The organism is Streptomyces sp. NPDC001744, from assembly GCF_042892575.1.
Classification (GTDB): Bacteria; Actinomycetota; Actinomycetes; order Streptomycetales; family Streptomycetaceae; genus Streptomyces.
Genome location: NZ_JBIAUG010000007.1, coordinates 111,687 through 135,577 on the forward strand (window position 1 = coordinate 111,687; position 23,891 = coordinate 135,577).

General features: G+C 75.7%; 22 protein-coding genes and 1 pseudogene. 15 read left to right on the top strand and 8 right to left on the bottom strand.

Features of this window, described 5'->3' with window-relative positions; genetic code table 11:
* Positions 1-97 precede the first annotated feature (97 nt).
* Positions 98-538, bottom strand: a complete 441-nt coding sequence (locus ACFYZY_RS11130) for an ATP-binding protein (protein ID WP_388692204.1) — start codon at positions 536-538, stop codon at positions 98-100.
* 189 nt (positions 539-727) lie between these two features.
* Positions 728-1,906, bottom strand: a complete 1,179-nt coding sequence (locus ACFYZY_RS11135; protein ID WP_388692206.1) for an 8-amino-7-oxononanoate synthase — start codon at positions 1,904-1,906, stop codon at positions 728-730.
* Between the two features lie 176 nt (positions 1,907-2,082).
* On the opposite strand from ACFYZY_RS11135, the gene bioB reads away from it, so the two are divergent.
* The 8 genes from bioB to ACFYZY_RS11175 all read left to right on the top strand — a co-directional run bounded on the left by bioB (position 2,083) and on the right by ACFYZY_RS11175 (position 9,752).
* Positions 2,083-3,363 carry a biotin synthase BioB gene (bioB, locus tag ACFYZY_RS11140; RefSeq protein WP_388692208.1) on the top strand — a complete coding sequence of 427 codons (1,281 nt, stop codon included), beginning with the start codon at positions 2,083-2,085 and terminating at the stop codon, positions 3,361-3,363.
* Positions 3,356-4,636 carry an adenosylmethionine--8-amino-7-oxononanoate transaminase gene (locus tag ACFYZY_RS11145; RefSeq protein ID WP_388692210.1) on the top strand — a complete coding sequence of 427 codons (1,281 nt, stop codon included), beginning with the start codon at positions 3,356-3,358 and terminating at the stop codon, positions 4,634-4,636. The genes bioB and ACFYZY_RS11145 overlap by 8 nt, the downstream gene beginning before the upstream one ends.
* A 22-nt stretch (positions 4,637-4,658) precedes the next feature.
* A complete protein-coding gene (gene bioD, locus ACFYZY_RS11150) occupies positions 4,659-5,375 on the top strand; it encodes a dethiobiotin synthase (protein WP_388692212.1) in 717 nt (238 codons plus the stop codon).
* Positions 5,376-5,518: 143 nt separating this feature from the next.
* On the top strand, positions 5,519-5,863 hold the full coding sequence (locus ACFYZY_RS11155; protein ID WP_388692214.1) for a VOC family protein: 345 nt from the start codon (positions 5,519-5,521) through the stop codon (positions 5,861-5,863).
* Positions 5,864-6,042: 179 nt separating this feature from the next.
* Entirely contained in the window at positions 6,043-6,708 is a 666-nt protein-coding gene (locus tag ACFYZY_RS11160) for a class I SAM-dependent methyltransferase (RefSeq protein ID WP_388692216.1), read from the top strand.
* A 63-nt stretch (positions 6,709-6,771) separates the two neighbouring features.
* Positions 6,772-7,194 carry a GNAT family N-acetyltransferase gene (locus ACFYZY_RS11165; RefSeq protein WP_388692218.1) on the top strand — a complete coding sequence of 141 codons (423 nt, stop codon included), beginning with the start codon at positions 6,772-6,774 and terminating at the stop codon, positions 7,192-7,194.
* 201 nt (positions 7,195-7,395) lie between these two features.
* On the top strand, positions 7,396-8,736 hold the full coding sequence (locus ACFYZY_RS11170) for a hemolysin family protein (RefSeq protein ID WP_388692220.1): 1,341 nt from the start codon (positions 7,396-7,398) through the stop codon (positions 8,734-8,736).
* On the top strand, positions 8,733-9,752 hold the full coding sequence (locus ACFYZY_RS11175) for a hemolysin family protein (RefSeq protein ID WP_388692222.1): 1,020 nt from the start codon (positions 8,733-8,735) through the stop codon (positions 9,750-9,752). The genes ACFYZY_RS11170 and ACFYZY_RS11175 overlap by 4 nt, the downstream gene beginning before the upstream one ends.
* A 59-nt stretch (positions 9,753-9,811) precedes the next feature.
* Here ACFYZY_RS11175 and ACFYZY_RS11180 read toward each other — a convergent pair whose 3' ends face one another.
* Positions 9,812-10,831 (bottom strand): maleylpyruvate isomerase N-terminal domain-containing protein, encoded by a 1,020-nt coding sequence (locus ACFYZY_RS11180; protein WP_388692223.1) that lies wholly within the window; start codon positions 10,829-10,831, stop codon positions 9,812-9,814.
* A gap of 64 nt (positions 10,832-10,895) precedes the next feature.
* Here ACFYZY_RS11180 and ACFYZY_RS11185 point away from each other — a divergent pair, with 64 nt between their 5' ends.
* The 4 genes from ACFYZY_RS11185 (at position 10,896) to ACFYZY_RS11200 (ending at position 15,295) form a co-directional block, all read left to right on the top strand.
* On the top strand, positions 10,896-11,678 hold the full coding sequence (locus ACFYZY_RS11185; protein WP_388692225.1) for an SGNH/GDSL hydrolase family protein: 783 nt from the start codon (positions 10,896-10,898) through the stop codon (positions 11,676-11,678).
* A 146-nt stretch (positions 11,679-11,824) separates the two neighbouring features.
* A complete protein-coding gene (gene purB / locus ACFYZY_RS11190; RefSeq protein ID WP_388692227.1) occupies positions 11,825-13,267 on the top strand; it encodes an adenylosuccinate lyase in 1,443 nt (480 codons plus the stop codon).
* Positions 13,268-13,329: 62 nt separating this feature from the next.
* Complete coding sequence (gene mug, locus ACFYZY_RS11195; protein WP_388692229.1) at positions 13,330-13,827, top strand: G/U mismatch-specific DNA glycosylase; 498 nt, start codon at positions 13,330-13,332, stop codon at positions 13,825-13,827.
* A 310-nt stretch (positions 13,828-14,137) separates the two neighbouring features.
* Positions 14,138-15,295, top strand: a complete 1,158-nt coding sequence (locus ACFYZY_RS11200; protein WP_388692468.1) for an ROK family transcriptional regulator — start codon at positions 14,138-14,140, stop codon at positions 15,293-15,295.
* A gap of 68 nt (positions 15,296-15,363) precedes the next feature.
* Here the strand turns inward: ACFYZY_RS11200 and ACFYZY_RS11205 are convergent, their stop codons facing one another.
* Entirely contained in the window at positions 15,364-16,104 is a 741-nt protein-coding gene (locus ACFYZY_RS11205) for a GntR family transcriptional regulator (RefSeq protein ID WP_388692231.1), read from the bottom strand.
* Positions 16,105-16,420: 316 nt separating this feature from the next.
* On the opposite strand from ACFYZY_RS11205, the gene ACFYZY_RS11210 reads away from it, so the two are divergent.
* Complete coding sequence (locus ACFYZY_RS11210; RefSeq protein WP_388692233.1) at positions 16,421-18,202, top strand: amidase family protein; 1,782 nt, start codon at positions 16,421-16,423, stop codon at positions 18,200-18,202.
* A 364-nt stretch (positions 18,203-18,566) separates the two neighbouring features.
* Positions 18,567-19,280 carry a S1 family peptidase gene (locus tag ACFYZY_RS11215; RefSeq protein WP_388692235.1) on the top strand — a complete coding sequence of 238 codons (714 nt, stop codon included), beginning with the start codon at positions 18,567-18,569 and terminating at the stop codon, positions 19,278-19,280.
* A 94-nt stretch (positions 19,281-19,374) separates the two neighbouring features.
* Here the strand turns inward: ACFYZY_RS11215 and ACFYZY_RS11220 are convergent, their stop codons facing one another.
* Complete coding sequence (locus tag ACFYZY_RS11220; RefSeq protein ID WP_388692237.1) at positions 19,375-20,307, bottom strand: RNA polymerase sigma-70 factor; 933 nt, start codon at positions 20,305-20,307, stop codon at positions 19,375-19,377.
* Positions 20,308-20,521: 214 nt separating this feature from the next.
* Between ACFYZY_RS11220 and ACFYZY_RS11225 the strand changes: the two genes are divergently transcribed.
* Positions 20,522-21,352 (top strand): alpha/beta fold hydrolase, encoded by an 831-nt coding sequence (locus ACFYZY_RS11225; protein WP_388692239.1) that lies wholly within the window; start codon positions 20,522-20,524, stop codon positions 21,350-21,352.
* Positions 21,353-21,448: 96 nt separating this feature from the next.
* On the opposite strand, the pseudogene ACFYZY_RS11230 reads toward ACFYZY_RS11225, so the two are convergent.
* The 3 genes and pseudogenes from ACFYZY_RS11230 to ACFYZY_RS11240 form a co-directional block, all read right to left on the bottom strand.
* A pseudogene (locus ACFYZY_RS11230) lies at positions 21,449-22,294 on the bottom strand (EamA family transporter); the annotation flags it as partial.
* Between the two features lie 243 nt (positions 22,295-22,537).
* Positions 22,538-23,446: a hypothetical protein gene (locus tag ACFYZY_RS11235; RefSeq protein ID WP_388692241.1), complete on the bottom strand. Its 909-nt coding sequence runs from the start codon at positions 23,444-23,446 to the stop codon at positions 22,538-22,540.
* Positions 23,443-23,886 carry a hypothetical protein gene (locus tag ACFYZY_RS11240; protein ID WP_388692243.1) on the bottom strand — a complete coding sequence of 148 codons (444 nt, stop codon included), beginning with the start codon at positions 23,884-23,886 and terminating at the stop codon, positions 23,443-23,445. Before ACFYZY_RS11240 ends, ACFYZY_RS11235 begins: the two co-directional genes overlap by 4 nt.
* Positions 23,887-23,891: the final 5 nt, after the last annotated feature.

Consider the following 23,891-nt stretch of genomic DNA (forward strand, 5'->3'; position numbering starts at 1 on the left):
AGACGGCGCCGGAGGGACGGTGGCGCCACCGCCCCCTCCCCCGCCGCGCCCCGCTCCGTACGGGACCCGGTCCGCCCCCGCCCGCGCGGGGCGTCCGTCACAGGCTCGCCACCGGGGCGGCCACCGTCCACGGCAGGGTGATCCGGACCGTCTTGCCGCCCGTCGCCGTCGGGGTCACGGTGAGGCGCCCCCCGGCCTCCGCGGCCAGGGAGCGGATGATGACCAGGCCCCGGCCGTTGTCCTGCTGGACCGCGGCGGGCAGCCGCCGGGGCAGGCGCGGATGGCTGTCCGTGACGCCGATGTGGAGCCGTTCCTCGCGCTCCAGACAGAGGTCCACCGTGAAGGTGGGCGACTGGCCGAAGGTGTGCACGACGGCGTTGGTGGCCAGCTCCGAGACGATCAGCCGGACCGCGTCCGCGCGGTCGGCGGCGTCGTCCAGACCCCACCCGGCGAGCACCTCCGTGACGTACCGCCGGGCCGTGGAGACCGAAGCGGGTTCGCTCGGCAGCGTGACGGATGCTTCCTGATGGTCTGCCATGACGACGCTGTCCCTTTCCCGCCGGGGCCGGTGCCCCGGATTGCGCTTCGCGCCAGATTCCCACCGATGGTGCCGCGCCGGGAGGCGTTCCCCCGGGGCAAGGGCGCATCTGTCGCCCGAAGCGGTGAACTCCGGCGTTCCCGGACGCCCTTGGGCGCCCCCCGGCCGGAAAGCCGCTTCCCCGGCGCGTCAGACGGCGGGCGCGGTCCGCAGGACCGTCTCCACCGCGCGCCCGATCTGCGCGTCCGTCAGGTCGGCGCGCGCCGTGAGGCGCAGGCGCGAGACGCCGTCGGGCACGGACGGGGGCCGGAAGCAGCCGACCGCCAGCCCCTGTTCCCGGCAGTCCGCCGCCCAGCGCAGCGCCGCCTCCGGAGAGGGCGCGCGGACCGACACCACGGCCGCGTCGGGCCGCGTCACGGACAGACCGGCACCGCTGAGCAGTTCGTACAGGGTGGTGGCGACGGTACGGACCCGCCCGGCGAGCCCCGGTTCGGCCTCGATCAGCCGCAGGCTCGCGAGCGCGGCGCCCGTGGCGGCTGGGGCGAGACCGGTGTCGAAGATGAAGGTGCGGGCCGCGTTCACCAGGTGCTCGATCACCCGGGCCGGGCCGAGGACGGCGCCGCCCTGGCTGCCCAGGGACTTGGAGAGGGTCAGGGTGGCCACCACGTCCTCCGCCCCCGCGAGCCCGGCCTCGTGGAGGGCGCCCCGGCCGCCGTCGCCGAGGACCCCGAAGCCGTGGGCGTCGTCCACCACCAGGCCGGCGCCGTGCGCGCGGCAGGCGGCGGCGAGTGCGGGCAGCGGGGCCCGGTCGCCGTCCACGGAGAAGACGGAGTCGCTGACGACGAGGGCCCGGCGCCCCGGGTGCGCCTCCAGGGTCTTGCGCACGGCCTCGGGGTCGGCGTGCGGGACGACGGCGGTCTCGGCGCGCGCCAGACGGCAGCCGTCCACGATCGAGGCGTGGTTGGAGGCGTCCGAGACGATCAGGGCGTCCCGGCCGGTGAGCGCGGTGAGCGCGGCGAGGTTGGCGGTGTAGCCGGAGGAGAAGACGAGGGCCGCCTCGAAGCCGCAGAAGCCGGCCAGTTCGCGCTCCAGACGGGTGTGCAGCCGGGTGGTGCCGGTGACGAGCCGGGAGCCGGTGGAGCCGGCGCCCCAGCGGCGGGCCGCGTCGGCCGCCGCCCCCGTGACCTCGGGCCTGCGCGTGAGACCGAGGTAGTCGTTGCCCGCCAGGTCGAGGAGGTCCGACGCGGCGGCCCGGGGGCGCAGCGTGCGGACCAGACCGGCCTCGGACCGGCGGCGCGCCTCGGTGTCGGTCCAGTCGAACGCGGTGCGGCGCGGGACCTCGGTCCGCGCGTCGTCGGCCTGTGGCATGGGGCGATCCTCCGGCGGCGCCCCCGGTCGGCCGGCCGGCGCCTTTTGTAGGCAGCGCACAGACCCTAGCCGCAGGGCGGCACGGTCGTGGTGTGGTCATCCACACACCACGATCGGGGGCGATTGTTCGGTTCCTCCTTGGCCCGGAGGCGGGCGGTAGGCCAGGATCAGCGGTTATGGACCTGCTGAACACGCTGGTGGAGAAGGGGTTGCGGCGCGAGCCGCCGACCCGTGAAGAAGCGCTCGCCGTCCTGGCGACCTCCGACGACGAACTGCTCGATGTGGTGGCGGCGGCCGGCAAGGTGCGCCGTCAGTGGTTCGGGCGGCGGGTGAAGCTCAACTACCTGGTCAACCTGAAGTCCGGTCTGTGCCCCGAGGACTGCTCGTACTGTTCGCAGCGGCTCGGCTCCAAGGCCGAGATCCTCAAGTACACCTGGCTGAAGCCGGACGAGGCGTCCCGGGCCGCCGCGGCGGGTGTCGCGGGCGGCGCCAAGCGGGTGTGCCTGGTGGCGAGCGGGCGCGGCCCGACGGACCGGGACGTGGAGCGGGTCGGCAGGACCATCGAGGCCATCAAGGAGGAGAACGAGGGCGTCGAGGTGTGCGCCTGCCTCGGTCTGCTCTCGGACGGCCAGGCGGAGCGGCTGCGGGAGGCCGGGGCCGACGCCTACAACCACAACCTGAACACGTCCGAGGCGACGTACGGGGGGATCACCAGGACCCACACGTACGCGGACCGGGTGGACACCGTGCGCAAGGCGCACGCCGCCGGGCTCTCGGCCTGCTCGGGTCTGATCGCGGGCATGGGCGAGGCCGACGAGGACCTGGTCGACGTCGTGTACGCGCTGCGGGAGCTGGGCTCGGACTCGGTGCCGGTCAACTTCCTCATTCCGTTCGAGGGCACCCCGCTCGCCAAGGAGTGGAACCTGACGCCGCAGCGCTGTCTGCGCATCCTGGCGATGGTCCGGTTCGTCTGCCCCGACGTCGAGGTGCGGATCGCCGGCGGGCGCGAGGTGCACCTGCGCACGCTGCAGCCGCTCGCGCTGCACATCGCGAACTCGATCTTCCTGGGCGACTACCTGACCAGCGAGGGCCAGGCCGGGCAGGCCGACCTGGAGATGATCGCGGACGCGGGCTTCGAGGTGGAGGGCGCGGGCACGCCGACGCTGCCGGCCCACCGCGCGGACGCGCTCGCGGCGGCCGGTGGCTGCGGCTCGGGCGCGGAGGCCGGTGGCGGCTGCGGTTCGGGCGCCCCGGTGGAGGACGCGGGCGGCTGCGGCTCGCACGGGGGCGGCGGCTGCGGTCCGTGCGGGGGACACGACGCCCCGTTCCCGGAGACCGCAGAGGCCACGGATGCCACGGAGGCCCCGGCGGACGGGACCGCGCCGGGCGGTGCCCGGACCGATCTGGTGGCGGTGCGGCGCCGGGGAGCCGGGACGGATCTCGCCCCGAATGCGTAACGACGAACTCCTCGCCCTGGACCGGGCGCACGTCTGGCACCCGTACGGCCCCATGCCGGGCCGTACGGACCCACCGGTCGTCGCGTCCGCGTCCGGGGTGCGCCTCCGGCTCGCCGAACCCGTCGAGGGGCAGGACGAGTTGGTGGACGGCATGTCCTCGTGGTGGGCGGCGGTCCACGGCTACAACCACCCCGTGCTCAACGAGGCGGTGCGCGGCCAGCTCGACCGGATGAGCCACGTCATGTTCGGCGGGCTCACCCACGAGCCGGGCGTCCGGCTCGCGAGCCGGCTGGTGGAGATCACCCCCGGGCCGCTGCGGCACGTCTTCCTCAGCGACTCGGGGTCCGTAGCCGTCGAGGTGGCGGTCAAGATGTGCCTCCAGTACTGGCGTTCGCTGGGCCGTCCGGAGAAGCGACGCCTCTTCACCTGGCGCGGCGGCTACCACGGGGACACCTGGCAGCCGATGTCGGTGTGCGACCCCGAGGGCGGGATGCACGAGCTGTGGTCGGGGGTCCTCCAGCCGCAGGTGTTCACGGACGCCCCGCCGGCCGCGTACGAGGAGTCGTACGCGGAACTGCTGCGGACCGGGATCGGGCGGCACGCGCACGAGCTGGCCGCGGTGATCGTGGAGCCGGTGGTGCAGGGCGCGGGCGGGATGCGCTTCCACGACCCGGCGTACCTGCGGGTGCTGCGCGAGGCGTGCGACGCGCACGGCGTGCTGCTGGTGTTCGACGAGATCGCGACCGGTTTCGGGCGGACGGGCACGCTGTTCGCGGCCGACGCGGCCGGGGTCTCCCCCGACGTGATGTGCGTGGGCAAGGCGCTGACGGGCGGTTACCTGTCGATGGCCGCCACGCTCTGCACGAGCCGGGTCGCCGACGGGATCTCGCGGGGCGAGGTGCCGGTCCTGGCGCACGGGCCCACCTTCATGGGCAACCCGCTGGCGTCGGCGGTGGCCCTGGCCTCGATCGACCTGCTGCTCTCGCGGGACTGGGAGGTCGAGGTCAAGCGGATCGAGGCCGGACTGCGCGACGGACTCGCCCCGGCCGCCGGCCTGCCGGGCGTGCGCGACGTGCGGGTGCTCGGCGCGATCGGGGTCGTCCAGCTCGACCACGAGGTGGACATGGCGGCGGCGACGCGCGCGGCGGTCCGGGAGGGCGTGTGGCTGCGCCCGTTCCGGGACCTGGTCTACACGATGCCGCCGTACGTGACCGGTGACGAGGACCTGGCCCGGATCTGCGCGGCGGTACGGGCCGCCGCCGCGGCGGGCTGAGAAGAAGGAAGAGGAGCGGACCGTGGGAATCGTCGTCGTCAGCGGTACGGGGACCGAGATCGGCAAGACGGTCGTGACCGCGGCCGTGGCCGCCGTCGCGACCGCCGCCGGGCGTTCGGTCGCCGTCCTGAAGCCCGCGCAGACGGGGATCGGGCCGGACGAGCGGGGCGACGCGGACGAGGTCGTACGGCTCTCGGGCGCGGCGGCCTCGGCCGAGCTGGGCCGCTTCCCGGAGCCGCTGGCCCCCGGCACGGCCGCCCGGCGGGCCGGACTCGCGCCGGTCGGGCCCGGGGAGGTCGCCGAGGCCGCCCGGAAGCTGGCCGCCGGGCACGACCTGGTCCTCGTGGAGGGGGCGGGCGGGCTGCTCGTCCGCTTCGACGAGGAGGGCGGCACCCTGGCGGACGCGGCGGCGCTGCTCGGCGCGCCGGTCCTGGTGGTGGCCCCGGCCGGGCTCGGGACGCTCAACTCGACGGCCCTGACCGCCGAAGCGCTGCGGACACGCGGCATCCGGCACCTGGGCGTGGTGATCGGCAGCTGGCCCGCCGCGCCGGACCTCGCGGCGCGCTGCAACCTGGCCGACCTGCCGGAAGCGGCGGGCGCGCCGCTGCTCGGAGCCGTACCGGAGGGGTCCGGGGCCCTCGCCCCGGCGGAGTTCCGCCGGGCGGCGGAAGGCTGGCTGGGACCCGCCCTGGGAGGAACGTGGGACGCGACCGCGTTCGCGGCGGCGGCCGGGGGCTGAGCGGGGCGGGGCCGTACGGGCGGGAGCGGGGCCGCGCGGACGGGTCCCGGCCGTACCGGCGGGGCGTCCGCGCCCGTACGGCCGGACGGGGCCGCGGTCCGTGTCGCAGGGCGGTGGCGGCGCCGGTTCCCTAGGGTGGACGCATGCGTGCCCACGTACAGGAGATCGTCTTCGACTGCGCCGATCCGGCGGCCCTCGTCCGCTTCTGGGCCGGGCTCCTCGGCGGGACCCCGGTCGACCGGAGCGGCGACTGGTCCTTCGTGGACCCGCCGGGCTCCGCCCGCCTCGCCTTCCAGCGGGTGCCGGAGGGCAAGGCGGTGAAGAACCGGGTGCACCTCGACCTGAGGGTGGAGGAGCCGGTGCGGGCCGCCGAGGAGGCGCTGCCCCTGGGCGCGGTCCGCGTCGGCGATCCGGTCACCGACGCGCAGGGCACCTTCCAGGTGATGCGGGACCCGGAGGGGAACGAGTTCTGTTTCGTGTCGGACTGACCCGTGCGCCGCGTCGCGCCCCGGGCACCGACCGGCCCCCGGGCCGGCCCACGGGGCACGTCCCGGGCCGGTTCGCGCTCCGGGCCGCCCGCGGGGTCCCGGGCCGGCTCGTCCGCCGCACCGACGGACCGGTCCCCCGGCGCCGGCGGACCGGTCCCCCGCACCGACGAGGAGCCCCGATGACACCGTCGCGTCCCGCGCCCGGCCGCCCGCCCCGGGTGCACCACCCCCTCTTCGCCCGTTTCTACGCCCGCTGCAGCGCCGCCGCCGAGACGCGGGGCGGGCTGGGCGCCCTGCGCGCGGAGCTGCTCGCCGGGCTCACCGGCCGGGTCGTGGAGGTCGGGGCCGGGAACGGCCTGAACTTCGCGCACTGTCCGGCCGGGGTCTCCGAGGTCGTGGCCGTCGAGCCGGAGGCCCGGCTGCGCGGGCTCGCGGAGGAGGCCGCGCGGCGGTCCGCCGTTCCGGTGAGCGTGCTGCCGGGCACGGCCGAGGCGCTGCCGGCCCGGGACGGCGCCTTCGACGCCGCCGTGGTCTCGCTGGTCCTGTGCACGGTGCGGGACGTGCCGGCGGCCCTCGCGGAGCTGCGCCGGGTCCTGCGCCCCGGCGGGGAGCTGCGCTTCTTCGAGCACGGAGCGGCGGACACACCCGGCCTGGCGCGGGTCCAGCGGGGCCTCGACCGCACGGTGTGGCCGCTGCTCTTCGGTGGTTGCCACACCTCCCGCACCCCGCTGGCGGCGATCGGGGAGGCCGGGTTCGACCTCGTCTCGTACCGCTCCTTCGACCTCCCCGGGGGCAGGCCGCGACTGCCGTCCTCCCCCTGCGTCCTGGGGGTGGCGCGCCGGTGAGAGCCCGTCCCGCCCCGGGGAATCCCCTGGCGGGGCCGAGCGGCCCCGTGATGGGATCCGGCCATGATCGATCTGCGGATACGCGCCGCCACCGTCACCGAGGCCGGGGCCGTCCTGGCCTTCTGGCGGGAGTCGGCCGAGGGAACCTCCGTCTCGGACGACCTGCCGGGCGTGACCCGGCTCGTGGAGCACGACCCCGGAGCGCTCCTCCTCGCGCTGGAGGGAGAACGGATCGTGGGCTCCGTGATCGCGGGCTGGGACGGCTGGCGCGCCTCCCTCTACCGGCTCGCCGTCCTGCCCTCGCACCGTCGCCGGGGCGTCTCCACCGCGCTTCTGCGGGCGGCGGAGGAACGGTTCGCCTCACTCGGTGGACGGCGGGCGGACGCGATGGTCCTGGAGGCGAACGGAACGGGACGGATGCTCTGGGCGTCGGCCGGGTACGAGCGCCAGGAGCAGTGGCGCCGCTGGGTGAAACCGCTCGGTTGACGAGGACCGGGGGCAGCCACCACCGCACTTTGCCTTTCCTTTACCATGGTGTCCCGTTCCTTCGATCGAAAGGTGTGAGCGTCCGCCCATGGGCGAGCCCCCCAGTAGCACTGATCCCCACCGTTTCCCCCGTCCCGGTCCCGCCGGCCGACGTCGAGCGGTCCTTCCCCCCTTGGCCGATCATGGGACGGAGGTGAACCGATGACCGAAGTGCTTCTGCTCCTCCTCGCGCTCCTCCTCTCCCTCGCGTGCGGCGCCTTCGTCGCGGCCGAGTTCTCGCTGACCACGGTCGAGCGCGGCGAACTCGAAGCCGCGGCGAAGCGCGGCGAGCGCGGCGCGGCGGGCGCGCTCAAGGCCGTCAGGTCGCTGACGTTCCAGCTCTCCGGCGCCCAGCTGGGCATCACCGTCACCAATCTGGTGGTCGGCATGCTCGCCGAGCCGTCGGTCGCCAAGCTGATCCGGGGTCCGGTCGAGGCCCTCGGCCTCTCCCGTTCGGTGGCCTCCTCGGTGGCCCTGGTCCTGGGCACCGCGCTGTCCACCGTCGTCCTGATGGTGGTCGGCGAGCTGGTTCCCAAGAACTGGGCCATCTCCTCGCCGCTCGCGGTGGCGAAGGTGGTGGCCACCCCCCAGCGCGTGTTCACGGCCGCCTTCAGGCCGCTGATCAGCCACCTCAACAACACCGCCAACCGCATTCTGCGCCGGCTCGGCATGGAGCCGACCGAGGAGCTGGCCTCCGCGCGCTCCCCGCAGGAGCTGATGGCGCTGGCGCGGCACTCCGCGAAGGAGGGGGCCCTGGAGGCGGACACGGCCGAGCTGTTCGTCCGCACCCTCAACCTGGCGGAGCTGACCGCCGAGAACGTGATGACGCCCCGCGTGCAGGTCACCGCCCTGGAGGCGGGGGCCACCGTCGAGGACGTGGCCAACGCGACCCGCGCGACCGGCCTGTCCCGCTTCCCCGTCTACCGGGGCAGCCTCGACGCGGTCGTCGGCATCGCCCACATCAAGGACGTGCTCGCGATACCGGTCGCGGAGAGGCCGCGCCGCCGGGTCGTCGAGTTGCTGCGCGAGCCGCTGCTCGTCCCCGAGACGCTGACCGTGGACAGGCTGCTCGACCGGCTGTCGGGGAAGCAGACGATGGCGGTCGTCATCGACGAGTACGGCGGCACGGCCGGTGTCGTCACCCTGGAGGACATCGTCGAGGAGGTCGTCGGCGAGGTGCGCGACGAGCACGACCCGCACGAGACGCCGGACCTGGCGCCGGCCGGCGAGGACGCCGACGGGCGCGCGCTCTGGTCGGCCGACGGCGCGACCCGCACCGACCAGCTCGGGACGATCGGCCTCAGGGTGCCCGACGGGCCGTACGAGACGCTCGCGGGCGTCGTCGCCCACGAGCTGGGCCGCATCCCCGCCGTCGGTGACGGCGTGGAGCTGGCCGGCTGGCGGCTCGACGTGGTGGACGCCTCGGGCCGGCGCGCGGCCCGCGTACTGCTGCACGCCCCCGTGCCCACCGCCGGGGACGAGACCGGGGAGGCCGGCCGATGATCGTGATCCAGCTGTTGGTCGGTCTGCTCACCCTGGTCGTCAACGCCTTCTTCGTCGGCGCCGAGTTCGCCCTGATCTCGGTCCGCCGCAGTCAGATCGAACCCCTCGCGGACGCCGGGAACCGGCGCGCGCGCAGCGTCATCTGGGGGCTGGAGCACGTCTCCGCGATGCTCGCGGCGGCGCAGCTCGGCATCACCCTGTGCACGCTGGTCCTCGGCATCGTCGCGGAACCGGCCATCGCGCACCTGCTCGAACCGGTCTTCGACGCGGTCGGCGTCCCGCACGGCCTGGTGCACCCGATCTCGTTCGTGATCGCCCTGTCGGTCGCGACGTATCTGCACATGCTGCTCGGCGAGATGGTGCCGAAGAACATCGCGCTCTCCGAGCCCTCGCGCTCCGCGCTGCTCCTCGGACCGCCCCTGGTGACGCTGGCGCGGGCGCTGCGGCCGGTGATCTTCGCGATCAACGCCTTCGCGAACGCCCTGCTCAAGCTGTTGCGGGTGGACGTCAGGGACGAGGTGTCCGCGACCTTCTCGGACGACCAGCTGGCCCGGATGGTCACCGACGCGGGCGACGCCGGGCTCCTGGACGACCGGGCCGCCGAGCGGCTGCACGACGCCCTGGAGCTGGGCCGCCGTCCCGTACGGGACGTGGTGATGCCCTCGGAGAAGGTGGTGTACGCGCGGGTCGGCACCACCCCCGAGGAGCTGGAGGCGCTGTCCTCCCGGACCGGTTTCTCCCGCTTCCCGGTGGTCGACGAGGAGCGGCGCATCCTGGGCTACCTGCACGTCAAGGACGCCCTGGACGCCACGCCGCGCGACCTGCCGTTCCCGGCGGCGGCGCTGCGGCCGATCGCCCGGGTCCGGGCGGCGACCCCGCTGGACGACGCCCTGACCGCGATGCGCCGCAGCAGGACGCACCTGGCGGCGGTCCTGGACGAGGACGGCGGACCGGCCGGCCTCGTGGCGATGGAGGACGTCCTGCGCGAGCTGGTGGGACGCCCGGCGGCGCCGTAGCCGGCCGGCGGAAGGGGACGAGGGGCCCCGGGAACCGTCCCGGGGCCCCTCGCACCCGTTCAGAGCGCGGTGGCGGCCAGCCAGTCGTCGAGGAGGCCCCGGTCGCCGGTGTGCGCGAAGCACGGGTCGCCGGCCCCGTACCTGCGGTGCAGGAGCAGGAGCAGCTCCCCGGCGTCCGCCTCGACGGCGGCGGTCGGCTCCGCGCCGTCGCTCCCCCGGGTCCAGGTGAAGCCGCCCCCGCCCAGGGCGAGGGTCCAGACGGCGCCGGCGTCCCGGGCGGTGAGCCGGAGGACCGCTCCGTCCCGGCCGAGCTGGGAGAGGGGTTCCGCGATCCGGGGGATGTAGGGGGCGTCCGCGAGGAAGTGGTCGACGGCGGCGGCCGCCGTGCCCGGGTCGAGGGGTCCCATCCGGCCGTGGACGGCGCGTTCGGCGTCGGCGAGGTGGACGAGGGTCTCGAAGAGCACGTGGCGGGGGTAGTGGCGGACGTGCGGGTCCGCGCCCGGGGACCAGACCGGGGCGTCCGGGTCGGCCTCGCGGGCGGTGGCGGCGAACCGCGCGGCGCCCGCGACGAGCCAGCCGGGGTACGCGGCGGGGTCGTCCGGCAGGCCGAGGGGGACGTCCCCGGCGAGGACGCGGGTGGCGGGACGGGTCCGTACGAGGTGTTCGGCCCAGCGGTGGACGGTGCCGACGTGCCGGGTGAGGTCCGCGAGGGTCCAGTCGGGGCAGCCGGGGACGGGAAGCGCGGGGTCGGCGTCGCGGACGACGGCGGCGAAGCGCCGGGCGTGGTCGAGGACGGCCTCGCAGGCGGCGTCGTGGGGGTCGCCGGTGAGGCCGAGGGCCCCGGAGACCTTGAGCAGCCCGTCCCGCCGGGGGCCCTCGGGCTCGCGCAGGGCCACCGCGCGGAGCAGCCCGTCGAGGGTCCGCCGGTCGGCCGCCGTGAGCCCGGCGAGGGGGCGCCCGGCGTTCTCCAGCCACGTGACCGCCGTGCCGGGATCGAGGACCTCGTCGGCGCGGGTCTCGACGGCCGTCACCAGGCCGGCCAGGGCCTCGGCCAGGGCGCTCAGCAGCGCGTCGCTCATCGGATTTCCCCTCCCGGGTTCCCCACGGCATGACCGGCATACCGCGCGGTATGATCGCTCCGCCATGGAGATCAATGCCACGTACAACAGTTTCGTCGCCCTCGGCGACAGCTTCACAGAGGGTATGTCGGACCTGAGGCCCGACGGCTCCTACGGCGGCTGGGCCGACCTCCTGGCCGGCCGGCTCGCCGCCCGCTCCCCCGGCTTCCGGTACGCGAACCTCGCCGTGCGCGGCAAGCTCATCCGGCAGATCGTCGAGGAGCAAGTCGGCCCGGCCGCAACGATGGAGGCCGATGTGGTGACCCTCGTCGGCGGCCTCAACGACACCCTGCGCCCCAAGGTCGACATGGTGCGGGTGCGGGACCTCCTCACCGAGGCAGTGGAACGCCTCACACCCGCCTGCGGACAGCTGGTCCTCATGCGCAGCCCCGGCCGGAACGGTCCCGTGATGGAGCGCTTCCGGCCCCGGATGGAGGAGCTGTTCGCCCACATCGACGCGCTCGCCGCCCGGCACGGGGCCCTGGTCGTCGACCTGTACGGGGCTCCGTCGCTCGGGGACCCCCGGCTCTGGGACGTGGACCGGCTCCACCTGACGGCCGAGGGGCACCGGCGGGTCGCCGAGGCCGTGTGGCAGGCGCTCGGCCTGGAGCCGGCGGAGGACTGGCGGGCGCCGCTGCCGCCGGCCGCGCGGACCCCCTGGGCCAGCCGGCGGGTCGCCGACGCCCGCTTCGCCAGGCAGCACCTGGGCCCCTGGATCGGACGGCGGCTGACCGGCCGCTCCTCCGGCGACGGCCGCCCGCCCAAGCGCCCGGAACTCCTCCCGTACGAGCCCCCGACCGGCCCCTGACCGGGGCGGCCGGAGGGGGCGCGAGGAGTCCGGCGGGTGCGCCCGGAGGGGGCGCGGGGCGCGGGCGCGTGACCCGCGTCTCGTAGCAAGCTCCACATCGAACGGCGGCGCCGACCTGCAGAAACCGCCAGGTAAACTCTGTCCACGTGACTGCTGTGACTGCGAAGCCCCGCATCCCCAACGTTCTGGCCGGCCGCTACGCCTCCGCGGAGCTCGCCGTCCTCTGGTCCCCCGAGCAGAAGGTGAGGCTGGAGCGCCGGCTGTGGCTCGCCGTGCTGCGCGCGCAGAAGGACCTCGGGATCGAGGTTCCGGAGGAGGCCCTCGCCGACTACGAGCGCGTCCTCGACCAGGTCGACCTCGGCTCCGTCGCCGAGCGCGAGAAGGTCACCCGGCACGACGTGAAGGCCCGCATCGAGGAGTTCAACGCCCTCGCCGGTCACGAGCACGTCCACAAGGGCATGACCTCGCGCGACCTCACCGAGAACGTCGAGCAGCTGCAGATCCGGCTCTCCCTGGAGCTGATGCGGGACCGCACGGTCGCCGTCCTCGCCCGGCTGGGCCGGCTCTCCGCCGAGTACGCGGAGCTGGTGATGGCCGGCCGCTCGCACAACGTCGCCGCGCAGGCCACCACCCTCGGCAAGCGGTTCGCGACGGCGGCGGACGAGCTGCTCGTGGCGTACGCCCGCCTGGAGGAGCTGCTCGGCCGTTACCCGCTGCGCGGCATCAAGGGCCCGGTCGGCACCGCGCAGGACATGCTGGACCTGCTCGGCGGCGACGCCGGGAAGCTGGCCGAGCTGGAGCGGCGGATCGCCGGGCACCTCGGCTTCGCGCACGCCTTCACCTCGGTGGGCCAGGTCTACCCGCGCTCGCTCGACTACGACGTGGTCACCACCCTCGTCCAGCTGGCCGCCGCGCCGTCCTCGACCGCCAAGACGATCCGTCTGATGGCGGGCCACGAGCTGGTCACCGAGGGCTTCAAGCCCGGCCAGGTCGGCTCCTCGGCGATGCCCCACAAGATGAACACCCGCTCCTGCGAGCGCGTCAACGGCCTCATGGTCATCCTGCGCGGCTACGCCTCGATGACCGGCGAGCTGGCCGGCGACCAGTGGAACGAGGGCGACGTGTCCTGCTCCGTGGTCCGCCGGGTCGCGCTGCCGGACGCCTTCTTCGCCCTGGACGGCCTCCTGGAGACCTTCCTCACCGTGCTCGACGAGTTCGGCGCCTTCCCGGCCGTCGTGGCCCGCGAACTCGACCGCTACCTGCCCTTCCTGGCGACCACCAAGGTCCTCATGGGCGCCGTGCGCGCCGGGGTCGGCCGCGAGGTCGCCCACGAGGCCATCAAGGAGAACGCCGTCGCCTCCGCCCTCGCCATGCGCGAGCGGGGCGCCGAGCGCAACGAGCTGCTCGACAAGCTGGCCGCCGACGAGCGCATCCCGCTGGACCGGGCGGAGCTCGACGCGCTGATGGCGGACAAGCTGTCCTTCACCGGCGCCGCCGCCGACCAGGTCGCCTCCGTGGTCTCCCGCGTCGAGGAGATCCTCAAGCAGCACCCGGAGGCCGCCGCCTACACCCCCGGGGCGATCCTCTGACCCCGTCCCCCCGGTTCACCCGGCAGGAGCTGGAGGCCGCCCGCGACCGCGTCGTCCCGGACGTGGTCGCGCCCGGCCTGTCGGTGCTCTTCTGCGGGATCAACCCGGGTCTGATGACGGCGGCGTCGGGCCACCACTTCGCCCGGCCCGGCAACCGGTTCTGGCCGGTGCTGCACCTGTCGGGGTTCACACCGAGACAGCTGCGGCCGGACGAGCAGGAGGAACTCCTGACGTACGGCCTCGGGATCACGAACGTGGTGGCGCGGCCGTCCGCGCGGGCCGACGAACTGACCCGCGAGGAGTACCTGGAGGGCGGGCGGCTGCTGACCGCGCGGGTGGAGCGGCTGGCGCCGCGCTGGCTCGCGATCGCCGGCGTCACGGCGTACCGCGCGGCCTTCGACGAGCCGAAGGCGGTCGTCGGACCGCAGGAGCGGACGATCGGGACCACCCGGATCTGGGCGCTGCCCAGCCCGAGCGGCCTGAACGCCCACTGGTCGACGGCGGCGACGGCCGAGGAGTTCGCCCGGCTCCGCGAGGCCGCGCGGAAGCCGGACGCGTAGGACGGTCCGGCTCCGGGGATTCGGCGTCGGACCCGCCGGGGTCCGGCGCGGTGGGCGGGACGGCCGTCGTGTCCCTTCCGTTTCGCGCCCTCGGCCTCCTCGCCGCGCGCCGCCGTCCTTCCGCTCCTCGGCGGTCGCCGGGCGCGCACCGTGGGCCGCGGAGCCGGTCGCGGACGCGGTGGCGCCCCCGCCGCCCACGGCGGACACCCGCTCCGGAACGTCACTCAAGCGTGACGGGGGCGACCCTCCCCGGGGCCGGACCCATTGAGTACCATCCGCCTGACAGGTGCGCGAGCTGGGAGGACACACGGTGGGGCGGCTGACCGGCGGAGACCCGTCTCTGCTGCGGCGGATCAACTCCGCGGTGGTACTCCATGCGCTGCGGGGCGCCGACGCGCCCACGCTCACGGACCTGACCCGCGTCACCGGCCTGTCGCGGCCCACCGTCGAGGGGGTCGTCGAGGGGCTCATGGAGGGCGGACTCGTCGTCGAGTCGGCTCCCGAGGAGGGCGAGGCCCGGCGCCAGGGGCGTCCGGCGCGGAGGTTCCGCTTCCGCGCGGAGGCCGGCCATCTGCTCGGCATCGAGATCGGCCCGCACCGGGTCGCCGCCCTGCTCTCCGGTCTGGACGGGCGGATCATCGGCGCCGGCTCCCGCGAGGTGTCGGAGTCGGCGCCGGCGGACGAGCGGCTGGACCGGGTCCGCGCGGTCGTCGCGGACGTGCTGCGCAGGGCCGGGGTCGCCCGGTCCAGTCTGCGGGCCGTGGGCGTGGGGTCGCCCGGCATCGTGGAGGCCGACGGAACGGTACGGCTCGGCACGGCGCTGCCCGGATGGACGGGCCTGGCCCTCGGCGAGCGGCTGCGGCGCTCCTTCCGCTGTCCGGTGATCGTGGAGAACGACGCCAACGCGGCGGCCGTCGCCGAGCACTGGAAGGGTGCCGCGACCGACTCCGACGACATCGTGTTCGTCCTGGCCGGGCTGAGCCCGGGGGCCGGTTCGCTGATCGGCGGCCGGCTGCACCGGGGCTTCGGCGGGGCGGCCGGGGAGATCGGCGCCCTGCACCTCCTCGGCCGGGGCGTCACCCCCGAGCACCTGCTCTCGACGACGGACGAACCGCTGCACCCGCTGGACGAGCAGGCGGTCGCCGAGGTCTTCGCGCTGGCGCGCGAGGGCGACGCGCGGGCCGGGGCGGCGGTGGAGCGGTTCATCCAGCGGCTCGTGCACGACGTGGCGGCGCTCGTCCTGGCGATCGATCCCGAACTGGTGGTGATCGGCGGCTGGGCGGCCGGTCTCGACGGGGTGCTCCCGCCGCTCCGCGAGGAGTTGGCGCGGTTCTGCCTGCGGCCGCCCCGGGTGGTGCTGTCCCTGCTCGGCGAGGCCGCGGTGGGCACGGGGGCGCTGCGGCTCGCCCTCGACCACGTCGAGGAGCAGTTGTTCGCGGTCGACGGCACGGTGACGGCCCGCCGCTGAACCGCCGGAGGGGCGGTCCCGGGGCGGGCCGGTGCCCGGTGTCGCCGGGCGTGAGCCGTGGCCGGACGCTACGAGGCCATGACCAGGTCGCCGGAGTCGCCGAAGGTCAGGCGGCAGGTGTCGGCGCGGTAGGTGGCCACGGAGACGGCGGCGGTACGGCCCCCGGAGAGGTAGCGGGTGGTCACCACGAGGACGGGTGCGCCCGGCAGCCGGTCCAGCTCCTTGGCGTCGTCGGCGCGGGCGGAGCCGAGTTCGACGGAGCGGTCCTGGCCGTCGAGGGCGAGGCGCCGGAGTTCGCGGAGCACGGCGCGGGCGCGGGCCGGTCCCGCGGGGACGTCGAGGGCTCCGAGGCCGGGGACGGAGGCGGCCGGCACGTAGATCAGCTCGGCGGCGACCGGCTGGCCCTGGGTGATCCGGAGGCGGCGGACGACATGGGTCCGCTCCTTCCCACCGGTCTCCAGGAGGCGGGCGACGGCCGGCGGAGCGACGTCGGAGGCGGAGTCCAGGGACTGCCACGCCTCGTCCCCGGCGCCCGGCCAGCCGTGCTGGGCGGTGGAGACGTCCACGCCGACGCGCGGCGGGGCGACCGTGGTGCCGACGCCCCGGCGGCGCTGGAGGCGCCCTTCCAGCTCCAGCTGCTCCAGGGCCTGCCGGAGCGTGGCGCGGGCGACGCCGAAGCGCGCCGCCAGCTCGCGCTCGTTGGGCAGGATCTCCCCGACCGTGAAGTCCGAGTCGAGCGCTTCGCCGATGACTGTCTTGAGGTGCTGGTACTTCGGCTCCGCCACCGATGCCAGCTGCGTGGTCCCCACCCTGATCCTCCGCAATTCGCCGTGTCCCGCGGCGTTTTCCGCGCCCTTGTTTATTAAAGGTTCCTGCACTAACTCTGCGACCATAAAACGCGCCACCCCCTTGGTCAAGACCAATCCTCCCGCCAAAACCCCGGGGCGCGGCCTCCGGCCTTGATCGTTCACAGGACGTTCGCACCCCCGTGGCACTCCGGTGACGGAAAACCCCCTCTTCCGGGGCGGGAAGGCCGTGGTTCGTGCGGTCGGGCGGCGGGGGACGCCGGCGGCCGCCGCGAGGCGGTCTTGTGCGGCGGGCGTCCGCGTAGTGGGCTTGCCCGCCATGAGAAGAGAGAGCACGGCCACGAGGAGCACGGGGCGGCGGGGGACGGCGGTCCTGCTCGCCGCCCTCGTCGCGGCGCCCCTGGCGGTGGGCGCGCCCGCCCGGGGCGCGGAGGCGGCCGGTCCGCCCGTGACGGAGGGGGCGGCGCGGATCGCGTCCGGGACCGGGACCGGGACCGGGTGGTACGCAGGGGCGGGGAGCACGCTGGGGGCCGGGTCCCACGGTCCGGCGGGGGTCGCGGCCGGGCCGGGAGGGAGCGGCCCGGCGGCGATCCCCGGCCCGTCCGCCGTGCGCGGGCTCGGGTTCGACCTCGACACGGCGACGATCCCCGCGCTGCGGGAGCGCATGGAGCGGGGCTCGCTGACCTCGACGGCGCTGACCCTGGCGTACCTGCGCCGGATCGAGGCCGTCGACCCGAAGATCCACGCGGTCCTGCGCACCGACCCGACGGCCCTGCTGCAGGCGGCCGCCAGTGACGTCCGGCACCGGCTGGGGAGGGTCCGCGGCCCGCTCGACGGCATCCCCGTCCTCGTCAAGGACAACATCGGGACACGCGGCCTGTCGACGACGGCCGGATCGCTCGCCCTGGCCGGGAGCCCGCCGGGCCGGGACGCGGCGCTGGTGACGAGGCTGCGGGCGGCGGGCGCGGTGATCCTCGGGAAGACCAACATGTCCGAGTGGGCCAACTTCCGGGCGGCGCGGCCGACGTCCGGCTGGTCGGCGACGGGCGGCCAGACGAACAACCCGTACGTCCTGGACCGCAACCCCTGCGGGTCCTCGTCGGGGTCGGGCGCCGCGATCGCCGCCTCGCTCGCGCAGGTGGCCATCGGCACGGAGACGGACGGTTCCGTGGTGTGCCCGGCCGGGATGAACGGGGTGGTCGGCCACAAGCCCAGCCTGGGCCTGGTCAGTCCGGCGGGCGTGGTCCCGATCTCGGCCGAGCAGGACACGGCCGGCCCGATGGCGCGCAACGTGACCGACACGGCGCTCACCCTGGCGGCGCTCAGCGGCCGCGACACCGTACGGCCCGGCTCCCCCGGCCTCACGGAGGCGGCCACGCGGCCCGCCGGGCTGCGCGGCAAGCGGATCGGGCTGTGGCGGCTCCCCTCGCTCGGGCCCGAGGTGGACGCCCTGATGACCCGGACGGCGGCGCGGCTGCGGGAGGCGGGGGCGCAGGTGGTCGAGGTGGTGCCGCCGTACCAGGAGAGGCTCGCCGAGCTGGAGTTCCCGGCGCTCCTGAGCGAGTTCCACCGGGACATCGACGCCTACCTGGCCACGCGCGGGGGGCCGCGGGACCTCGCCGGGCTGATCGCCTTCAACCGCGCCCACCCGGCCGAGCGGTCCTGCTTCGCGGGGCAGGAGCTGTTCGAACAGGCGCTGGCCGCGCCGCCGACGACGGACCCGGGGTACCGGGCGACGCGGGCGGAGCTGAAGGACCTCTCCCGGCGGTCCATCGACGAGACGCTGGCCGCGTACCGTCTGGACGCCCTCGCGGCCCCGACGAACCCGCCCGCGTGGACGACCGACTGCGCCCGGGGCGACAACGACGTGATCCCGTCGTCCACCCCGGCCGCCGTGGCCGGTTACCCGTCGCTGTCGGTGCCCGCCGGTTTCGTGGGCGAGCTGCCCGTCGGCCTGCTCCTGATGTCGGGCGACCACCGGGACGCGGAGCTGCTCTCGCTGGGGGCGGCGGTGGAACGGCGGCTGGACGCGTGGCGGGCGCCCCGGTACCTGCCCACGCTGCCGGCCGGCGCGCCGGGCTCTTCCGGCTCCTCCGAGTAGGAGGACGCGGGCGGCGGACCCACCGGGCCGGACCCTCACGGGCCGGACCCGTCCCGGTGGGTCCGCCGCGGTGCGTCCGTCGCGCCGTCTCCGTCGCGGTGGGTCCGTCTCCGCCGCGCCGTCTCCACGCCCCGCGCGAAGCGCTCCTCGCGCGGGGTGCTCGGGGCGTCCGGGGCTCTCGGGGAGAGCGCCACGTTATGGCCAAGTGGTATTACCCCTCCCGTCCCCCGCTTCGGAATCATGGGGCATGTCCATGCCGAATCACCGCCCCGCCGGCGGCGTTCCGGCATGCGCGCGGCTCCTCGCGGGCCGCACGCCCCCCACACGCGCGCCCACCCGGCGCGCCCCTCCGAATCGAGGAACCATGCGCTCTTCACGGCTCCTGCCCGCCCTCGCGGCGGCGGCGGTCTCCGTCCTCGCCCTCCTCTCCCCCACCGCGAGCGCGGCCCCGGCGCCCGCGGCACCGGCCACGCAGCCCATCATCGGCGGGGGCTACGCCTCCAACGCCCCGTGGGCGGCCCGGCTGCTCTCGAACGGCCGGGAGACCTGTTCGGCCACGATCATCGCCCCGACCTGGATCCTCACCGCCAAGCACTGCGTCACCGGCGGCGGGCTCTCGTTCCGGATCGGCAGCCTCGACCAGTACAGCGGCGGCACCACGGCCAACGGCGTCCAGACCTACACGCACAGCGCGGACCTGGCCCTCGTCCGGCTCGACCGTTCCGTGCAGGCGACCTACGCGACGCTCGGGCAGCCGGGCACCGTGCGCGTCGGCCAGAACGTCCAGGTGTACGGCTGGGGCGCCACGTCCCAGTGCGGCTCGGAGGCCACCTGCCAGTCCCGCTACCTGAAGGTCGCCAACGTCACCGTCACCAGCGGCTGCACCGACGCCTACGGCGGCTCCGCGATCTGCGCCCGCCGGGGCGACGGCATCACCGCGGGCGGCGACTCCGGCGGTCCGATGACGGCCGCCGGCGTCCAGGTCGGCGTCGCCTCCACCAGCGACCGCCAGACCACCACGGCGTACACCAACGTGACGGCGTACCGCTCCTGGATCCAGTCGATCGCGGGCGTGTGACGCCCGTCCGCACCCGTTCCCGACCCTCTGGCGGGTGAAGGGCCCCCACCGCGCGGCGCGGTGGGGGCCCTTCACCCGTTCCGCCGACGGGCCGTCAGAGTCCTGCCAGGCCGAGGAACTTGTCGGGGTTGCGGATGATGTGGACGGTCTGGACGCGGCCGTCCCTGACCTCGACCTGGATCACCGTGTCGGGGCGCCCGTCGGCGAACACGACCAGGGCCGGGGCTCCGTTGAGCTCGACCGGACGGAGGTCGTACCGGGGCTCCGCGTTCCCGAACACGGCGACGAGGAAGCGGCCGACCTTGCCGGCGGTCTCGATGACCCGCAGCGGCGCCCTGGCCCTGCCCCCGCTGTCGCCGACGAGGCGCGCGTCCGGGGCGAGCAGGGCGAGGAGCCGCCCGAGGTCGCCGCCGGCCGCGGCGGCGAGGAACCGTTCGGTGAGGTCGCGGCGTTCGGCCGGATCGACGTCGTAGCGCGGCCTGCCCTCGTCCACGTGGCGCCGGGCCCGCCCGGCGAGCCGGCGCACGGCCGGCTCGGAGCGGTCGAGGACGGTGGCGATCTCCCCGTACGGGAAGCCGAACGCCTCGCGCAGCACGAAGACGGCCCGTTCCAGGGGCGAGAGGGATTCGAGGACGACGAGGACGGCGAGCGAGACGGAGTCGGCGAGCAGGGCGCGCTCGGCGGTGTCGGGGGCCGCCGGGCCGAAGTCGGTGACGACGGGCTCGGGCAGCCAGGGGCCGACGTAGGTCTCGCGGCGGACGTGGGCGAGGCGCAGCCGGTCGATGGCGAGGCGGGTGGTGATCCGTACGAGGAAGGCGCGCGGCTCGCGGACGGCGGTCCGGTCCTCGGCGGTCCAGCGCAGCCACGCCTCCTGGACGACGTCCTCGGCGTCGGCGACACGGCCGAGCATCCGGTAGGCGACGCCGAGGAGGACCGGCCGGTGCTCCTCGAAGAGTTCGGTCGGGGCGTCGGTCGGGCTGCCTGTCGGGGTGTCGGTGGGGCTGCCAGTCGGGGTGTCGGTGGGCACCCGCCCATCCCAGCCCACCGGTCCCGCCCTGTCCAGCCGGTCCGGCCGTGAAGGCGGCGCGGTCCCGTCCGCCCTCCCCCCCGCCGTCCGCGACCGGCGGCCCCGCCCCGCGACCGCGTTCCCGGCTCTTGGACCCCTGCCTCTTGAACTCCTGGCTACCGACCGGTAATTCTTACTGACGGGTCGTCCAAGAGTGTCACGACAGGGAGTGCGCATGCCCGCACGGATCACGTTCACGACCGAGACCCCCACGGGTCCCCGCAGCACGTCCCTGGTGTACGAGAGGAGGGGCGCGGGCGAACCGCTCCTCCTGCTCCACGGCATCGGGCACCACTGGCAGGCGTGGGAGCCCGTCCTCGACGTCCTGGCCACCGAGCGGGACGTGATCGCCGTGGACCTGCCCGGCTTCGGCGCCTCGGACGGCCTGCCGGAGGGCTGCGCCTACGAACTGTCCACCGTGGTCTCCGTCCTCGGCGCCTTCTGCGGGGCGATCGGCGTCGAACGTCCGCACGTGGCCGGGAACTCGCTCGGCGGACTGCTCGCGCTCGAACTCGGCCGGGAGAAGCTGGTGCGCTCGGTCACCGCCCTCTCCCCCGCCGGCTTCTGGACGGAGGCCGAGCGGCGGTACGCCTTCGGGACGCTGCGGGGCATGCGCGGCGCGGCCCTGTCCCTGCCCGTCCCGGTGATCGGGCGGCTCTCCCGCACGGCCGCCGGACGCACCGTCCTCACCAGCACCATCTACGCCCGGCCCGCACGGCGTTCACCCGAGGCGGCCGTCGCCGAGACCCTCGCGCTGCGCGGCGCCACCGGCTTCCACCAGACCCTGGCGGCGGGCCGTGCCGTGCGGTGGCGCGACGACCTTCCCTCGGTGCCCGTCACCGTCGCCTGGGGCAGCCGCGACCGGCTGCTCCCGCACCGCCAGGGCGTCCGCGCGAAGCGGGTCCTGCCCGGCGCGCGGCTCGTCCGGCTGCCCGGCTGCGGCCACGTGCCCATGAACGACGACCCGGCTCTCGTCGCGCGCGTGATCCTGGACGGCAGCCGCTGAGACCGGCTCGTCCGTACGGGTGAACAGGCCGGTGCCCAGGGCGGCACCGGCCCCCACGAGCAGGCTGCCGGCGGCCTGCGGGACGCCGAAGGCGGCGTCCGCGACCAGGGCGGCGCTCAGCGCGGCGGCGACCGGGATCGCCCCGGTGAAGAGGGTGGCGCGCTCCATGCCGATCCGCTGGACGCCCATGTAGAAGAGGACGAATCCGACGACCGTGGCCAGGGCCGCCTGCCAGACCAGGGCCCCCGCCTCCACGCCCGTCGGCGTCCGTACGAAGTCCGCGCCGTCCACGGCCAGGCCGCACAGCGCCGACTCCACCGCGCCGACCCCGCAGACCGTCGCCGTGAGCAGCTTCGGGCCGAGCAGTCGCAGCACCGGGACGGCGAGCACCGTGAACCCCACCTCGCCCGCGAGCGCCGCCACCGACCAGCCGATCCCGGCGGGGTCCGTACGCCCCCAGCCCTGCACGGTGAACGCGCCGGCGGCGACGAGCAGCGCCCCGTACAGCACGGCGCGGGCGGGCCTGCGCCCCTCGGCCAGCGGGACCAGGACGGCGACGACGACCGGCGCGCAACCGACCAGGACGCCCGGGACGGCCGGCTCGGCGGTCCGCTCGGCGGCCAGGACCGCGAGGTTGAAGCCGACCATGCCGACGGCCGCGAGGGCGGCGATCCGCACCCAGTGGCGGGGGGTCAGGAGCCGGAGCGGGAGGAGGCCGCCGCGGCCGAGCAGCGGGAGCAGGAGCAGACAGGCGGCGCCGTAGCGGAGTGCCTGTCCGCCCGCGTACGGATAGGCACCCAGCAGGCTGTTGGCGGTGAAGGAGGCGCCGACGAGGGCGTAGGCGAGGGTCACGACCAGGACCCCGCGCAGGGAGTTCACGTTCATGGTCCCGACGTTAGGAATCCGCGCGGTTCCGGTGGAGGTCCACTTCCGCGGCGGCATCGGGGACCACTTCGGGCGGGACGACGGGGGGCGGCCGGGTCCTGCGGGCCCGACCACCCCCGGCCCTTCCCCCCCCGGCCCTTCCCCTCCGGGCCGGTGTCCCCTCGGGGACAGTCCTTCCCGGTCGGTACTCCTTCCCGACCGGTGCTCCTCCCCGACCGGTGCTCCCTCCCGACCGGTGCTCCTCCCCGGCGGCCGGGCCGATCGCCGTGCCGACGGCCGGGCCCCGTCGCGGGCGCTCCGTCAGTCCGGCTTGCCCAGCAGCCGGGTCACCTTCTCCCCCACCGCGGGGCCGAAGCGCCCCTCGCACTCCACCCCCACGGCCACCGCCAGGTCCCTGCCGTGCAGGTCGGCCAGCGCCTCGGCCAGCTCCGCGAACGCGGCGGCCGCCGCGCGGCCGCGGGCCACGCCCGTCGCCACCGTGGCCGCGCCGATCAGAGCCGCCGGCCACCACCAGGCGGACAGCAGGAGGTACGCCAGGCCCCAGGCCGTGAGGCGGGCCGCCGCGCTCAGGGCCGTGCGCGCGGCGGCCAGTTCGGCCCGGACGGAGTCGGGGGCGAGGAGCCACAGATGGGGCCAGGCGAGGGCCAGGTCCAGATGGTAGGCGCGCCGGACGCGCCGGTCCGGGGCGGTGACCCTGTCACCGGTCCAGAACGGGTGCCGGGGCGGAACCGGGGAGATCCGGTCGCGGGCGGCGCGGCACAGTTCCGCCCGCTCCGTGAGGACATCGGCGTCGGCGGCGCCGCCGATCCGGGCACGGCCCGCGGCGACCAGGGCCGCCCGGTACCCCGCGTCGGCCTCCCGCCAGCGGCGCGCCCGGCGCCCGGCCAGACGGCGGGTCAGCGGTCCGCGCGCGTCGGCGAGCCACGCCTTCTCGACCAGTGTTCCGACGGCCTGGGCGACGGCTCCGGTCATCGCGGCTCCGGCCAGCACGGCGACCGCGGCCACCGCGAGGGACCCCACGCCGTGGGCGCCGGGGGCGGCCGCCAGGGAGTCGAGCCGGGTCCGCAGCCGCCCGGCGTCGTGCCAGTGGCTCTGGCCCAGGGTGACCGCCGCGGCCACGGACACGAGGTACACCAGGCCGGGGACGGCCAGGAGCGCCATCCAGCGCTCGGCGAGCCTCCCGCCGAGCGCGCCGAGGAACGCGTTCACGGACGCAGTCCGACCTCGCGCAGCGGCCCGCCGAAGACGCGGCAGACCGGCGGCCCGCCGCCTTCGGACGCCGGTGCCTCGACGCGGGCGCAGTGACCGCGCGGACAGGCGAGGACGTGGAGCCGGGGGCGGCCGGAGCCCGGGTAGCTCCGGTAGGCGGGCGGGGCGTCCGTACGGTAGGAGCCGAGGCCCGCGCTGTGACCGGCGGCGAGGAGCCGGTCCTCCAGTTCGTCGAAGGCGTCCTCCAGCTCCCCGGGGGGACACCCGTTCCGCACCCGGTCGACGATGTCCCCGACCAGGCGGTCTCCCTCCGCGCCGAGTCCCGGCATGCCCGGCGAGGACGCGAGCCGGTGGCAGAGCGCCGCCAGCCGTTCGTGTCCGGTCCCGCCGGCCGCCGCGTCGGCGCCGTCTTCCGCGGCGCCGTCGCCGAGTCCGCTCACTGCCG

Coding starts and splice junctions, on each gene's coding strand:
- ACFYZY_RS11130 (WP_388692204.1), bottom strand. CDS start 538: ATGGCAGACCATCAGGAAGCATCCGTCACGCTGCCGAGCGAACCCGCT.
- ACFYZY_RS11135 (WP_388692206.1), bottom strand. CDS start 1,906: ATGCCACAGGCCGACGACGCGCGGACCGAGGTCCCGCGCCGCACCGCG.
- bioB (WP_388692208.1), top strand. CDS start 2,083: ATGGACCTGCTGAACACGCTGGTGGAGAAGGGGTTGCGGCGCGAGCCG.
- ACFYZY_RS11145 (WP_388692210.1), top strand. CDS start 3,356: ATGCGTAACGACGAACTCCTCGCCCTGGACCGGGCGCACGTCTGGCAC.
- ACFYZY_RS11155 (WP_388692214.1), top strand. CDS start 5,519: ATGCGTGCCCACGTACAGGAGATCGTCTTCGACTGCGCCGATCCGGCG.
- ACFYZY_RS11160 (WP_388692216.1), top strand. CDS start 6,043: ATGACACCGTCGCGTCCCGCGCCCGGCCGCCCGCCCCGGGTGCACCAC.
- ACFYZY_RS11165 (WP_388692218.1), top strand. CDS start 6,772: ATGATCGATCTGCGGATACGCGCCGCCACCGTCACCGAGGCCGGGGCC.
- ACFYZY_RS11170 (WP_388692220.1), top strand. CDS start 7,396: ATGACCGAAGTGCTTCTGCTCCTCCTCGCGCTCCTCCTCTCCCTCGCG.
- ACFYZY_RS11175 (WP_388692222.1), top strand. CDS start 8,733: ATGATCGTGATCCAGCTGTTGGTCGGTCTGCTCACCCTGGTCGTCAAC.
- ACFYZY_RS11180 (WP_388692223.1), bottom strand. CDS start 10,831: ATGAGCGACGCGCTGCTGAGCGCCCTGGCCGAGGCCCTGGCCGGCCTG.
- ACFYZY_RS11185 (WP_388692225.1), top strand. CDS start 10,896: ATGGAGATCAATGCCACGTACAACAGTTTCGTCGCCCTCGGCGACAGC.
- ACFYZY_RS11210 (WP_388692233.1), top strand. CDS start 16,421: ATGAGAAGAGAGAGCACGGCCACGAGGAGCACGGGGCGGCGGGGGACG.
- ACFYZY_RS11215 (WP_388692235.1), top strand. CDS start 18,567: ATGCGCTCTTCACGGCTCCTGCCCGCCCTCGCGGCGGCGGCGGTCTCC.
- ACFYZY_RS11225 (WP_388692239.1), top strand. CDS start 20,522: ATGCCCGCACGGATCACGTTCACGACCGAGACCCCCACGGGTCCCCGC.